Raw genomic sequence first — 14,354 nt, forward strand, 5'->3', positions numbered from 1 at the left:
CGTAGTGTATGTCAGGCAATGAGCATTACCGATTACGCCACCGGCGGCGACAACGAGCCGGATAATTTCAGTCAGTCTCCATCGACTATGTCGGAATCTCAGGAAAATTCGCAGGGCAATAACACGGCTACCGCAAGTGCCGTTGCCGAGAGTGGCGAAACTTCTGAGCACACCGACGCTGCAGCGCAAGCTCCAGCCAGCGACAGTCCTCAGGGTTTTTCCAACCTCGACCTGCCTACCAGCGTGGTAGATGCGGTTACAGCCGTAGGTTTTGAAAAACCATCCCCAATTCAAGAACAAACCATCCCGATCCTTATGCAGGGCCGCGATGTGGTTGGCCTAGCCCAAACAGGTACCGGTAAAACCGCTGCCTTCGCGTTGCCAGTGCTGGCCCAGCTGGACCCAAACGAACGATTCCCGCAAGCATTGGTTTTGGCGCCGACTCGTGAGTTGGCCCTGCAGGTTGCAGACAGCTTTGAGTCTTTCGCTAAGCACCTCGGCGGAATTGAAGTGCTACCGATTTACGGTGGCCAAGCCTATGGAATTCAGTTGGCAGGCCTGCGCCGCGGTGCGCAGATCATCGTCGGCACGCCAGGCCGCGTCATTGACCATCTGGAAAAGGGCAGTCTGGATATTTCCAAGCTGCGGTACCTCGTGCTGGATGAAGCCGACGAGATGCTGAACATGGGCTTTCAGGAAGACGTTGAGCGTATTTTGGCAGACACGCCAGAACAGAAGCAGGTTGCGTTGTTCTCAGCGACGATGCCCAATGGTATTCGCCGTCTTTCAAAGCAGTACCTGAATGATCCTGCTGAAGTGACGGTGAAATCGCAGGCACGCACGAACGAAAACATCACCCAGCGCTTCCTTTTCACTCAGCACCGCGCAAAGTTCGACGCTTTCATTCGCATCTTGGAAGTTATCGACTATGACGGCATGATCGTGTTTACCCGCACGAAGCACGAAACAGAAGAAGTTGCGGAGAAGTTGCGCGCCGTCGGCTACAGTGCAGCTGCTATCAACGGCGATATTGCACAAAACCAGCGTGAGCGTACGGTGGAGCAGCTGAAATCGGGTCGTTTGGATATCCTGGTTGCGACCGACGTTGCCGCGCGAGGCCTTGACGTCGAGCGCATCTCGCACGTCATTAACTTCGATATTCCTGGCGATACCGAGTCTTATGTGCACCGTATTGGACGCACAGCACGCGCTGGGCGTAGCGGTGAAGCGATCCTATTTGTTACCCCACGTGAGCGCCGCATGCTGCGGTCGATCGAGAAAGTCACTAAGGCAACGCTGGAAGAAATGCAGCTGCCGACGGTCGATGAGGTCAATGAGGTGCGCAAGAAGAACTTTGCCGAAGGCATCACCGAGGCCCTTGGTGCCAAGGACAAAGATTTCTTCCGGACAATGATCCGTGAGTACTCGAAGAACCACGATGTTGCGATGGACGATATCGCCGCTGCGCTTGCAGTGAAACTGCAAGGCGACAAAGACTTTTTGCTGAAAGAACAACCAGTCGATAAGCGCAAAGATCGTTTTAATGATAAGCGTGGCGGACGCGATTTCGACGACCGCGGCGGACGTGATGGCCGGGGCCGTGATCGTGGTGGCCGTGGACGCGGGGGCCGGGACGCTAATTTCCAGCCATACCGTTTGGCTGTGGGTAAGCGTCAACACGTGCGCCCTGGATCGATCGTTGGTGCGCTGGCAAACGAAGGCGGCTTGAGCAACAAGGACTTTGGTCGTATCAATATTGGTGCCGATCACACCATTGTCGAACTGCCAAAGAACCTGGATCCGGCTGTACTGGACCGCCTGTCGGATACCAGAATTTCTGGTGAGCTGATTAAGATTCGTAAGGATTACGGTGCTCCTAGTCGCGGCGGGTTCCAGGGCAGTGGACGCCAGAACAGAGGTTCCAGAAAAGGCGGAAAATTCCGCGGCTAGAGATGCCCACGCATTCTTAGAAGCTACTATCATTCGTAGCTAACGGAATATGGGCACACGGCAAAGCCCGGGTCAGGAGTACTTCATCCTGGACCCGGGTTTTGTGCTACTTAACCGTGCTTTGCTGTGAGCGTTGAGCTCGTAGCGAGTGGTAGCTATACGAACATCAAGATCAATACTACGATCCAGAGCAAGTTGAAAATTCCGCCGTACATGGATAGTTGCTTTTTCAACTGTGCCCAATTTTCCACTTTATCTTCGTCAGGTGATGCCTCGCTTTCTGGCAACATGCCTAGTGCGCCGAGTGCAGTGCGCTGGCGTGGCAAAATAACCACAAGCAAAATAACCCAGGCGATAATTGCGAGCAGAATGGATGCATGGAATTTTCCTTGGCTGCCGTAAGTATCCATATCGCTCAGGAACAGGACAAGGCCGAGCAAGGGAACCAGTGCGGAGAGGAACCCGTAGACTTTGGTGATTCGATAGAGCGCCGATGCTCCGCCTTGCGCAGTGGTGGTACCCGATTTTGCTTCGAATATTTGTGCAGGAAAAGCCGAGGTAGCTACCATAATTGGGCCAATGAATAACACGGCTGCTGCGATGTGTAGGACAAGCATAAAATCTGTCATGGAAAATCTCTTTCGGTAGAGGAAATTGTATAGGGACAAAGGCTCCGTGTGCCACTTTACCAGCGCAGAATTAGCTTCCAAGTAGGCTAAATAGCGTACATGCTTCATTCATTTTTCGTGCATCTACCTCGGGGATCAAGAGATCGTACAGCACTGCTACGAACGCAAGCCTGCGTGCATACCAGCAATGTGCGGAGCCATCCGACGGCATCCAGTTCGCTGGTAATGAGTCTGATTTTTCTCGGTTCGCACTGGCATCTGTGGGAACGAGGTTTCGGCCATCATTGGCGAATTTTCTCCGTTGCTGGTGGCCCCATGAATGTGCGCCTAAATCCCAGGCAGCAGAAAGCGGAAAAATATGGTCGATATCAATGTCGCGCGCAGAATCTGTAATGAGTAGGGGAGCCCCAGCATATTCATCCCAAATCTGGCTATCAAAAATTTTGCATGCAGCTAAATCCGTTGGCTCTGGTAGTTTCCCAGTGCGTTGGCGGACAGGTTGTGGGGCTGGTAGGGCGTCATGAGTGTTGCTGTAATCCTCAATCTCAGGAGAAGCATGGGTGATTGCAGCAGAGAGCAAGGCGGCTTCACGGGTAGTACACACGCCTTTTCGCCCCCAGCCATTGCCGAATTGTTCTCTTTCATACCCAGGGATGCGCTGCCGCTGTGGCGTTGTTTTCAGCTGTGTTGACAGCACATCCCATGATGGAAGATTCAGGTTTTCGTCGTATGTTGTGGGCTTAAGACGCGGACATACAGCAGCGAGTGCAAGTCCAACGGTAGCTACGGTTAACAGGAGAATATACCAGCGAAAAATGCACCGTCGAATACAACTGGTTGGCCGCAGAGTGCAAGAGTGCATGCACTATAAGACTGCATAAGCGTCTAGCGAGTTCCACGACCATCAGTATGCACATGAGTCGTGAGCGAAACGTTGTGAAAGCAATTACCGGCAGTTTGGCCGAAGCCACAGCTAATCGACTTTGCTCGCTGCCTGGTCGAAATCGAGTCCACCGGCGTCGGCAAGGTTATCCAGTTTGGCAGCCTTGTTGAATTCTTGTTGGATTTTTTCACTCGGCGCCTTGGTAGCCAGCATCATAAGAACCAGTCCGAGGATAGTTTCGCTTGGATTAACTGCAAGCAGCGCACCGACGACGGCGATGACGACAACTGCGGTGCGTGAGAGATTGATCAGCACGAATTGGGAGGGTGCTTTTTCGCGAGTCTCATGTAGATGTCTTCGATGAGGGAAAAGACAAGATTAACAGCTGTGACGACATCGTGGACATAATGGCTGTCAGTATTGCTGTGAGCACGAGTCCGGCTGGCAGTGGACGGAACATGACGTGCGCCATGTCCAAAAAGACCGTTTCAAAGGCGGTGTGGTCGGTGATGCTGTGAAAGGCCAGAGAGAAACAAGGCACCGGAAGACCCAGCTCCAATATCCAATCGCCAACATCGCCAAGAGATAGGCGATAATCGCAATCACAAACCAGGTCTGTTCTGACATTATTGCTCCGCTTCCTTGCAGTGCATAAATTAGTCGACCTAGGCCAGGGTCTGTGGTTTGAGTCACTCTATGGCGGTAGTTGCTAGGTTAGCGCAAAAGCTGAGAAATATCAGATAGATAACAAAAACTCCCCTGTGGATGAGGTGACTCTATCCACGGGGGAGTGGCGTACCGAAAGAAAATGCATCTCCTGCGGTGTTAAGCGCCAAAGCTGATTAAGAAGCTTATTTCTTCACTTCTTCCGCGGCCTCGTCGAAGTCAACGTCTTCGTTTTCGGTCGCGATGTCGGTTAGCTTGGCAGCCTGATCAAACTGTTTCTTGACCTTGGTCGCTGGTTCCTTGGTTGCCAAGGTGACTAGTACGAGGGCAATAACAGCTGCTGCGAAGCCAGGCACGATCTCGTAGATGATGTCGGAGAACCATACGCCCCAAACTACGGAGACGATAGCACCGGTGGCCATACCTGCGATGGCACCTGGTGCGTTCAGACGCTTCCAGTACAGCGAGAACAAGACGACCGGACCGAATGCGGAACCAAAGCCGGCCCATGCGAATCCGACCAGTCCCAGGATGGAGTCGCTTGGGTTGACTGCCAGGATAGCGGCCAGAACAGCGACGGCAACGACGCAGGTGCGGGACAGGTTGATCAAAACCTGTTCTGCTGGCTTGCGCTTCGCAAACATCTTGTATAGGTCCTCGATCAGTGAGGAAGAGACAGCCAGCAGCTGGGAGGACATGGTGGACATGATCGCAGCCAGAACTGCGGTCAGAACCAGGCCTGCGATTAGCGGGTGGAACATGACGCGGGCCATGTCCAAGAAGACGGTCTCGAAAGCGTCCTGGTCGGTAATGGAGTTGCCGGTCTGGGTGAAGAACACGGTGCCGACCAGGGCGACGAAAACGGCGCCGATAACGCAGAGCAGCATCCAGCCGATACCCCAGAAACGACCTGCGCGGGCGTCGGTGGAGTTACGCAGGGCCATGAAGCGAACGATGATGTGTGGTTGGCCGAAGTAGCCCAAGCCCCAGGCGAAGTTACCAACGATAGCGGCAACTGCTCCAGCAGAAGCTACGTTGAACAGGTTGAAGAACTCTGGGTTGGCCTCGACGATGCCGTCGGTGCCGTAATTATTTTCAGCTGCGAAGCTGAAGATGTCCGAACCGTTGTCGAGAGATACGAACGCCATGATTGGGACGATCATCAGCGACAGGAACATGATAATGCCCTGGACAGTATCGGTGTAAGACACAGCCAGGAAGCCACCGATGAAAGTGTAGGCAACAGTGATGGCCGCGACGATCAGCAGGCCGATCAGATAATCGCCATCGAAAGTGGACTCGAAGTAACGACCGCCGGCCACCATGCCGGAGGAAACGTAGAAAGTAAAGAAGAAGATAATCACCGCTGCGGACAGAACACGCAGGACGCGTGATTTATCTGCTAGACGGTTTTCGAAGAAGGAAGGAACCGTAATCGAATCGTCTGCGATCTCGGAATATGCACGAAGACGTGGTGCAACAACCTTCCAGTTCACCCATGCACCGATCGTAAGACCGATCGCGATCCACAGTTCAACCATGCCGGATGCGAACAATGCGCCCGGAAGGCCCATGAGCAACCAGCCGGACATGTCCGATGCTCCGGCAGACAACGCGGCGACAAATGGCGGAAGGCCACGGCCTGCGAGGACGTAATCGTCGTATTGATCTGTTTGTTTATAGCTCCAGTAGCCAATCGCGAGCATCCCGAACATGTAGATGATGATCGCGATGACAAACCAGGTTGATTCAGTCACCGTTTCTCCTTATGAGTAGTTATCTGGCGCACCGGGAAGTGCGCATAATTTGTGCATTGCCTGGCGTGAGGTAGCCGGGCCATACGGTTTGTCGAGCTCTGCTTACCACTTGAAAACTCAGCGACCTACTGCTCGACGTTGCCGTCGCGAATACTTAATCAGTAGTCATAGCGGCCAATCCGCACAGCAAAACGACTGGTTTTAGTGGATCAATGATTTACCGTAGTGAGAATTCGCAGCTCACCCAAATGTTACCTGCGTCAAACCCAGTAAAATTTCAGGTTTTTTAGGCTCTTAGCAGGCCGCACTGCAGAATATAACAGGATGATAACAATTAGATTTCGGCTCTGGTGCAAACTGGTAGTCTGTTCCTTATGTCTTCGTTCCTTCTGCACGGTCTGTGGCTGCCAGTTTCCGGGTTGAGCTTATGGATTGAAAAGGTGGAAGGGCGGAAGATCGTTCTGCCGGAACAGGTTCCATCCGGGACTTTTCCACCGGTCGTCGAGTCCTTATTGCAGCGACGTAGCTTTCGAAACCGCGCCCGTATTTCCTTGCGTACCCCCAAAGGCAAAGACGTCTCTCTTATGGTACCCATGGGGCTTTTTGCTCCAGAAGATTCTGTGAAGATACTGAGTGAATTAGAATTTTTAGATAATTCCTCCCCGGCAGCAACAGAATCCCAACGCAACGCGATCGCACCGGATCTTTATTGGTTGATTCGTATGTATACGGGGCTAACCCAATTTGTCCGCGCCGGGCGAGTTACTGTTCGTCTGAGCTACCAGGCAGGTGAGTGGTTTCCCCAGTGGCACCTTGCCACGGGGCTGGCAGAACGTGGTTGGCTTAGCGAGATGATTGCGGCCTGCCCCGGAATTCTCACGGTCAATAATCGCGATCTTGCCGACGAGTTGGCTCACCACCTGGTCCACTGGATTACCATCGCGCACTTGCAATCACTAGCGGCAGAACCTAGACCGTACCCGTGGCATGAATTTTCCCAAGCGTTACTCAAAGGCCAACCAATTCGGCGCGGCAAGGGCGCGCTGTTGCGCGGTCTCAATGAGTGGAATGACTCGATCACCTCCGTTGATCTGCAACTGGTCATCATCGTGAATGAACCGCCGGATGAACCGAATGCGCAATGGCCTATTCGGCTGCAGGTGCGTTCTGGCACAGACTCGCCACAGCCCATTCGCACAGACCAGCTCGACCAATCGAGCGTCGAGCTGCTTCGTAAATCGCACCTGGAAGCAATCCGGGTCTCGCCAATGTTGGAACCGAACCTGGACTCGGTAGAGCGCATGCGTCGTCGACAAGACGATGCTAACGCAGGTGATTGGGATGTCTACGTCGACACCGAAGATGTCGTGGACTTCGTGAGTTCAGACATTACTGATCTTCGTACAGCAGGGTTTACTGTCATGCTGCCACGTGCCTGGTCGCAGCTGGAAACTACCGCCAAACTAGAAACTCACGAGGTCAATGAGAAAGCAACCCAATCGCAACTGGGCATGGATAAGCTCGTGCAATACAACTGGCGGCTTTCCATCGGCGACCAGGAACTGAGCGACGCGGAAATGTCGGATTTGGTCAACTCGAAATCCGGGTTAATCAAGCTGCGCGGTAATTGGGTCATGGCGGATACCCAAGCACTGAGTCGAATCAGTGAGTATATGGACCAGCTGTCCGAAACGGCGTCGAAACGCGCGAAAAAACGGATGGAAAAAGCTGCGCGCTTAGCGGAAATGGCACGCTTGGCGGATTCCCCGGACGCTGACGAACTGGCTGCAGAAGCCGAAAGATTGCGGCAGGCCTACAACGATGCTGTCAAGAACAACGCAGGTGCTGCGCATGCAGATGGCGCAGCAGGCGATGAGGGGTTTAATGCTCAAGAAGTGACCGTCGGTGACCTCCGCGAGCTAGCGCTGCAGTCTATGGCCGATGAGCCCATCGAATTTACCGGATCGAACTGGCACGCTAGCTTGCTCGGAGGCATGGAAACCCCAGCACCCCAGAGGGTAGAGATCCCCGATACCGTGCATGCGCAGTTGCGTGATTATCAGCGCCGCGGCGTGGATTGGATGTACTGGATGTCGCGAAACAACCTGGGGGCTGTGCTTGCCGACGACATGGGCTTAGGAAAGACACTGCAACTGTTGTCTTTGACTGCGATCGAAAAACACCGCGAACAATCAACTGGTCCCACACTCGTCGTGGCACCGACTTCGGTGGTAGGAAACTGGGCCCGAGAGGCAGCGAAGTTCGTACCTAGCCTGCGAATCTTGGTGCACCACGGCAGCCAGCGTGCCACCGGTGAGGAACTTGTTCGAGTGGCGACAGAACGTGATCTCGTTATTACCTCGTATGGCACTGTGAGCCGAGACTTTTCTGCTCTGGGACGCATAGAATGGGATCGCGTAGTGCTAGATGAGGCACAGGCTATTAAAAACTCGTCGACACGTGCGTCGAAAAGCGTGCGGTCCTTGCCTTCTCGCCACCGCATTGCTTTGACGGGAACCCCGGTAGAAAACCGCTTGTCTGAGATGCGTTCCATTGTCGATTTCACCAATCCGGGTGTGTTAGGCTCGGCAAGCTTTTTCCGACACCACTTCGCGAAACCAATTGAACGCGATAATGATGAGGCATTAACGGATCGGTTACGACGTTTGACAGCACCGTTTATTCTGCGGCGACTGAAGACAGATCCCGCCATCATTGATGACCTTCCGGAAAAAACAGAGGAAGTGCTCACCGTCACGTTGAGCGATGAACAGGCTGCCCTGTACAAAGCTCTAGTTGATGACGTACAACGCCAGCTTGAGACCAAAGATAAGGGCATGGCGCGCCGGGGCATGGTTTTGGCCAGTTTGACGCGGATGAAACAGATTTGTAATCATCCGGCACATTACTTAGGCGATGGCTCACCAGTGACGTTGAAAGGCCAACATCGCTCAGGAAAAATTGAGAAACTCATGGAGCTGGTGGATCATGCCGTGCAGTCTGGCCAGCGCATGCTGGTATTTACGCAATACCGGGCATTTGGGGAGATTCTGCAGCCATATTTGAGTGAGCAGCTCGGAGAAAGCGTGCCTTTTTTGCACGGTGGCGTTCCGCAAGAAAAGCGCGACCGGCTAGTGAGTGATTTCCAGGCAGACGATGGTCCGGCCTTGATGATTCTATCCTTGAAAGCAGGCGGGACCGGGTTGAATCTCACTGCGGCATCAATGGTTGTGCACATGGACCGGTGGTGGAATCCGGCGGTGGAAAACCAAGCGACCGACAGGGCTTTCCGCATTGGCCAGCAAAAGAATGTGGCGGTGTATAAGATGATCAGTGCCGGAACGATGGAGGAATCCATTCAGGATATTCTTGATGGAAAGACTCATTTGGCTGGCGCCATTGTGGGTGAAGGTGAAGGCTGGATTACTGAATTGGATCCACAACAATTGGCAGAGTTAATGAGTTACCGCGAGCAATAGCTATGAATGATAAGCATAGGAAGAATGGGAAAACTCTAGGCGTGACAAACTCTCGGCCGGACTCCGGGGCGGATAATGTCATTTATGCGAACTTCGGCGCACGCAAACGCGTAGAAAAAGCCCCTGATTTGCATGAGGCCGTGCGGCAGCTTCAGCGCGCACGCCCACTGAAAGGTTCTGCTGGGCTGGAGTTGCGTCGCATGATCCAAGAAAATGCGGATGCAAGACGCTACCAGCGGGGAATCGATTATGCTCGCAGTGGCCACGTCGTGGACATCGATATTCACAACGGCGCGGCCCATGGCAAGGTGGCTGGCTCGCAAAATCAACCGTTTTCGGTGCTTATCCAGCTCCCGCCGCGGTCGGTTTCTGAATTGAACTCAGTAGGGCGGATGTTGGCAGAAACTTCTGGGGCGATGGACAGAGTGCGCGCTGGTGAGCTTGCCGACGACGTCCTAGCAGTGCTGCTGGCAGAAGATGATGGTGATATTCGCTGTTATTGCGATTGCCCGGATAGCGCGTGGATCTGTAAACACCTGGTTGCTTTTGCCGAGGAGCTCGGCGGAAAACTGGATGCTGACCCGGCCGCTGTTTTCCATCTTCGCGGAATCTCCCTGCGGCAACTCGAAGAAATGATCGCTGCCTCTGCGCAGGACGTTGCCCGAAAAGCTACCGAAGACGGTGCAGAAACGTTTTGGAGCGGCCGGGAATTACCGGCTGTGCCGAGCCCGAAAATTGCGCCTGCGCTGGATGATTCAGACCCAGACCTACTGCGCAAAGCGTTACGGGCAGTAAGCCATACCAATATTGATTTATTGCGTGCTGTCTCTGATATCGAAGATATGTACCATCATTTAACCCGCGGGAAGCGATAATGTGAGACGGCTGTGTTAACAATGTAGTTGTGAAGCATTCGAGCACAGATCAGACCGTCACTTTCCTCCACACTTCCGATTTCCAGTTGGGTATGCATCGGCGTTTCCTTGATGGCGATGCAGGCGCACGCTTTGAAGAATCACGTCTGCTAGCGATTGAAAAATTAGGTGAGCTAGCTCAACAGGAAGGCTGCGCGTTCATCCTTGTTGCTGGTGACGTCTTCGACGATAATTCCTTGGAGCGACGGACAATGGATCGCGCGTTAGAGACGATGCAATCGCTACCGGTGCCGGTGTATTTGCTTCCGGGCAACCATGACCCACTCGTGGCAGATTCCATCTTTTTCAGTGCGCGGGAATTATCCAATATCCACGTCATCGATAACAACACGCCACAGGAAGTAGCAGATGGTGTCGAACTCGTTGGCGCTCCCTTTTTGGTGAAAAGCCCGGATCATGACTTGGTAGCTGCCGCACTAGAGGGGCTGAAACCAACGAGCGCCATCCGCGTGATGGTGGGGCACGGGCAGGTGGAATCGTATGGCGATGAGATCAAGCCCGATTTGATTGATCTGAATTGTGTGGAAACAGCTTTAGAGTCCGGAACCATCGATTATCTTGCTCTTGGTGATACCCATTCCACGGCGTCACTGAGCTCAACCGGGAAAGTATGGTTCTCCGGGGCACCTGAAACAACGGATTTTCATAAACTCACGGACTGGGGCTTTCCCACAGACGGCGGAGAAACCGATTCCGGAAACGTGTTGGTTGTCAATATCACCAAGCCCGCCACACACCCCGTGCAGCAAGCAGAAGTAAGCGTCGTCAAGCACGCTATTGGCCAGTGGCAATTTCACGCACTTCAACCCGAACTCGATGATGCCGCTACCGTTGATAGGTTTCTGAATTACCTGCACAGTTACCCCAACAAGCGACGCACGGTGGTGAAATACTATCTGCGCGGTGCGTTGAACTTGACCGATACCATGCGGTTAGAGCGTGAGTTAGCGGAGCTTCGCCCTAGCTTCGGGGCACTGTATGAATCGCGGTCGTCGCCGGGGCTGAATCTCCAACCAGAAGCAGATGAGCTAGAAAATCTCGATGTCAGTGGCTACGCCCGAGATGCGCTTGAAGAGTTACTGAATGATGCTGATCACGACGATGCCGCACGTGATGGCGCACATTTATTATTCCGATTGACGAAGGAGGCCCGCTGATGATGCGTATACACGCACTTAACCTGCACAATGTCCGAGGAATTAGCCAGATGGAGCTTTCTGAGTTACCGGAGGCTGGCGTCATCGTGATTCATGGTGATAATGAGGCGGGAAAATCCACCATCATGGACGCCATCAACGCGTGCCTGAATAGAAGGTATTCGGGGTTTCCGAAAGAAATTAAGTCTCTCGTGCCTGCCGACGGTTCCGGATGGCCAGAGATACGGCTTGACCTGTCGATTGGTCCGTACCGCATGGAAATCTACAAACAATTTTCCAGCTCGGCCGCGAGCAAAAAATGCGAGCTGAAATTCCAAAGCCCGAAAAAAGCAAGTTTGCGTGGTGATGAAGCCGAAAACGAATTCCGTTCCATCATCAGTGAATATCTTGATACCAAACTGTTAAAAACATTGTTTGTCCGACAAGGAGAACTAGACCATTCGCTCGCCGCGGCCGGCATCCCTAGCGTGGAAAGCTCATTGCAATCCGGACATACCTGGAATGAAGGCAACGGCTCCGCGCACGCGACGACGAAGGACATTGCAGGCATAGCAAGCGAGATATCAGAAAACGCTGGTTTTTCTACTGCGCCAGGCACGAGCACAGAACAAGCACAGGAAGAATCACGGCTGCTTGCGGCCGTCAACGCAGAATACGCACGTTATTACACTGCAAAGACCGGTAAGCCTGCGAAAGAGTTGAAAGCTGCAAAAGAAGAATTCAGCTCTGCTCAATCCCGTTATGACGAGGCAAAAAAGCAACTCGACGACGTAGCTGGATACGTTGCAGAATACGAAGAACTCAGCGAACGTGAAAAAATCGCCGCGGGCGAAATCCCCATTGCAGAGCAAGAATATGCCGATTTGGAAGCCGCGAAGCAGAATGCGGAAACAGTACAGCAACGGCTGAGCGACGCTGTGGAATCGGTACGGCAAGCAATGCAGCAGAAAAATTCGCAATCAGAGCTATTAGAAGCCCGTACTGCTCTGATCAATGAATTTGAGCAGGAACAATCGCGCCGGGATGAACTGTCAGAGCAGCTGCAGCAGGCAGAAGAAGCGGCAACGAAAGAAGCAGTAATCATTGACCAGCTGCAGGATACGAAAAACAAGGCTGATGCAAAATATCGAGCGCAACGGGATCGGCATAAGGCAGCCCGTGTGGCCTCGAACAAATTACGCAATGCACAGCGGGCACAGGAACTGCGTCACTTACTAGACAAGGTAGAAGGGATTGATACAAAGATCGCGGAAGCTCGTGCGCAGCTGGCGGCTCTACCCGCGTATATAGATCGGTCTGCATGGCAACGTCTGCGCCAAGCACACGATGATCTGGTGGTTGAGCAGAAGCTTGCCGATGCCCATGCTGCGCGCCTGGAACTGCGTGCAGGTTCTCCAACTACGGTCACTGTTGTAGATGACACCGGTAGCCGCGAAATTTCTCTCGGATCAGCTGTGCAGAGCGGGGCCGGAGAACTTGACGAGCAAACTACCGAAAAATTCCAGCCGGAACACAGCCTTGCGCTTTCCGACGGCATGTCGGTGCAGTTTGGCGATATTACTGCGATCTATCGCAGTGCACAGCGGGAACAGGAAGACACACAGTCCGCATTATCTGCGCTGGAACAAGCTCGGGCACACTTAGACGAGCTATTGCGTGAATTCCAATGCTCTGATCTGGAGAGTGCAGAAAAGATTTATACCAAGTGTGATGCGCTTGATGGAGAAATCACTGCTTTGCGGAATCGGCGTGCTGGTGTCGTAGGTGAGAAAGATATCGACGATGTGGTCCAAGAACTTGCAAGCGTAAAACAGTACGCCGAGGATGGTGGAGTCGCGGATTCTGGTACTGAACCTGGCACCGAAACGAGCGCAGACCAGCTAGCGGGATTTACTGCTGATGAGATTGCAGCAGAACTGAGTGCTGCCGAAGCAGCTGAAGAGAAGGCCCGCGAAGAGTTGGAAGCCGCAGCAAACAAGCTTGCAGTTTATGATGGTCGGCCTGCCGAAACAGAAGCGATGCGTGTGCGCGAACGCTACGGTTTGGCCACTGAGCGCGTTGTTAACGCTGAAGAAAAAGTGTCGGCGAGTGCGGATTCTGCTTCGATGGAGAAGCTGCGTGAAAAAGTTGAACTTACGAATATGCAGTGGCAGCAAGCGATCAATGAACGGGAAGCTGCACAAGCCGCTGCTGATGATGCGGATGTTTCCATGGCCGTGCGGGATTGGGAGGGTGCGAAAGCACATCTTGTTCAGTTACAAAAGACGATACGTGAAGCCGAGAATCGGAAACTAGCCCTAACCTCGCACATCGAGGCCGCTACTGGCGCGGCTGAGCGGCTACACAAGGCCGAGGCTCAGCTGGAGAACCGGAAAGCTGACTATGCAGTCGTCGAACGACGTGCTCACGCTGCACACCGCCTTTGGGAGACGTTAATTCGGCATAGGGATGCCGCACGCCAGCGATACATGGAACCATTTGCCCGCGAGCTTGAGCGTTTTGCCCGTGTGGTTTTTGATCAGTCTGTCAGTTTTGAATTAGACGAAGACCTCGCGATTTCTCAGCGCATCATTGGTGATGAGGCTTTAGAGACTGAGCATCTATCTGGTGGAGCCCAGGAGCAATTGGCGTTGTTGGTTCGTTTTGCGGTGGCTGCATTGACTGCTCACGGGCAGCAGGGAAGAACTGCTGCAGGCGAACTGCCAATAATTCCTGTGCCGGTTATGGTCGACGATGCGCTGGGTTCGACTGATGCACGACGGCTCCGGCTTATGGCCACGTTATTTAGCGAAATTGCCCGACAGACTCAGGTATTCGTGTTGACGTGTATGCCGGATCGCTATTCCCGGGTGGTGGACGCCCAGCGCTATTCGATGCGTGAATTGACCGCAGGTTAGC

Annotated in this window: 8 protein-coding genes and 1 pseudogene; 5 read left to right on the forward strand and 4 right to left on the reverse strand. The window is 53.4% G+C overall.

What is annotated here, in order from left to right; genetic code table 11:
- Positions 1–18: 18 nt before the first annotated feature.
- The gene (locus QP888_RS05745) at positions 19–1,950 is read left to right on the forward strand and encodes a DEAD/DEAH box helicase (RefSeq protein ID WP_284812540.1); all 1,932 of its coding nucleotides are present in this window, start codon (positions 19–21) and stop codon (positions 1,948–1,950) included.
- A 155-nt stretch (positions 1,951–2,105) separates the two neighbouring features.
- Here QP888_RS05745 and QP888_RS05750 read toward each other — a convergent pair whose 3' ends face one another.
- The 4 genes and pseudogenes from QP888_RS05750 to putP all read right to left on the reverse strand — a co-directional run bounded on the left by QP888_RS05750 (position 2,106) and on the right by putP (position 5,885).
- The gene (locus QP888_RS05750; protein WP_284812541.1) at positions 2,106–2,579 is read right to left on the reverse strand and encodes a DUF2269 domain-containing protein; all 474 of its coding nucleotides are present in this window, start codon (positions 2,577–2,579) and stop codon (positions 2,106–2,108) included.
- 70 nt (positions 2,580–2,649) lie between these two features.
- Positions 2,650–3,441 (reverse strand): HNH endonuclease family protein, encoded by a 792-nt coding sequence (locus QP888_RS05755; RefSeq protein ID WP_284812542.1) that lies wholly within the window; start codon positions 3,439–3,441, stop codon positions 2,650–2,652.
- Between the two features lie 111 nt (positions 3,442–3,552).
- Positions 3,553–3,979 (reverse strand): annotated as a pseudogene (locus QP888_RS05760) (sodium:solute symporter family transporter); the annotation flags it as partial.
- Positions 3,980–4,313: 334 nt separating this feature from the next.
- Positions 4,314–5,885 (reverse strand): sodium/proline symporter PutP, encoded by a 1,572-nt coding sequence (gene putP / locus QP888_RS05765; RefSeq protein WP_284812543.1) that lies wholly within the window; start codon positions 5,883–5,885, stop codon positions 4,314–4,316.
- A gap of 374 nt (positions 5,886–6,259) precedes the next feature.
- Between putP and QP888_RS05770 the strand changes: the two genes are divergently transcribed.
- From QP888_RS05770 to QP888_RS05785, 4 genes are read left to right on the forward strand one after another with little or no spacing between them, the layout of a single operon-like run.
- Positions 6,260–9,364, forward strand: coding sequence for a DEAD/DEAH box helicase (locus QP888_RS05770; RefSeq protein WP_284812544.1), 3,105 nt, complete (start codon positions 6,260–6,262; stop codon positions 9,362–9,364).
- A 41-nt stretch (positions 9,365–9,405) separates the two neighbouring features.
- Entirely contained in the window at positions 9,406–10,239 is an 834-nt protein-coding gene (locus tag QP888_RS05775; protein ID WP_284812545.1) for an SWIM zinc finger family protein, read from the forward strand.
- A 29-nt stretch (positions 10,240–10,268) separates the two neighbouring features.
- Complete coding sequence (locus tag QP888_RS05780) at positions 10,269–11,456, forward strand: metallophosphoesterase family protein (protein WP_284812546.1); 1,188 nt, start codon at positions 10,269–10,271, stop codon at positions 11,454–11,456.
- Positions 11,456–14,353 carry an AAA family ATPase gene (locus QP888_RS05785; protein ID WP_284812547.1) on the forward strand — a complete coding sequence of 966 codons (2,898 nt, stop codon included), beginning with the start codon at positions 11,456–11,458 and terminating at the stop codon, positions 14,351–14,353. Before QP888_RS05780 ends, QP888_RS05785 begins: the two co-directional genes overlap by 1 nt.
- Position 14,354: the final 1 nt, after the last annotated feature.

The sequence above is a fragment of the Corynebacterium sp. MSK297 genome, from assembly GCF_030232885.1.
Lineage (GTDB): Bacteria > Actinomycetota > Actinomycetes > Mycobacteriales > Mycobacteriaceae > Corynebacterium.

Excerpts from the sequence above, each read along its gene's own strand:
- QP888_RS05755 (WP_284812542.1), bottom strand. The coding sequence starts at position 3,441 with ATGCACTCTTGCACTCTGCGGCCAACCAGTTGTATTCGACGGTGCATT.
- QP888_RS05785 (WP_284812547.1), top strand. The coding sequence starts at position 11,456 with ATGATGCGTATACACGCACTTAACCTGCACAATGTCCGAGGAATTAGC.
- QP888_RS05750 (WP_284812541.1), bottom strand. The coding sequence starts at position 2,579 with ATGACAGATTTTATGCTTGTCCTACACATCGCAGCAGCCGTGTTATTC.
- QP888_RS05745 (WP_284812540.1), top strand. The coding sequence starts at position 19 with ATGAGCATTACCGATTACGCCACCGGCGGCGACAACGAGCCGGATAAT.
- QP888_RS05770 (WP_284812544.1), top strand. The coding sequence starts at position 6,260 with ATGTCTTCGTTCCTTCTGCACGGTCTGTGGCTGCCAGTTTCCGGGTTG.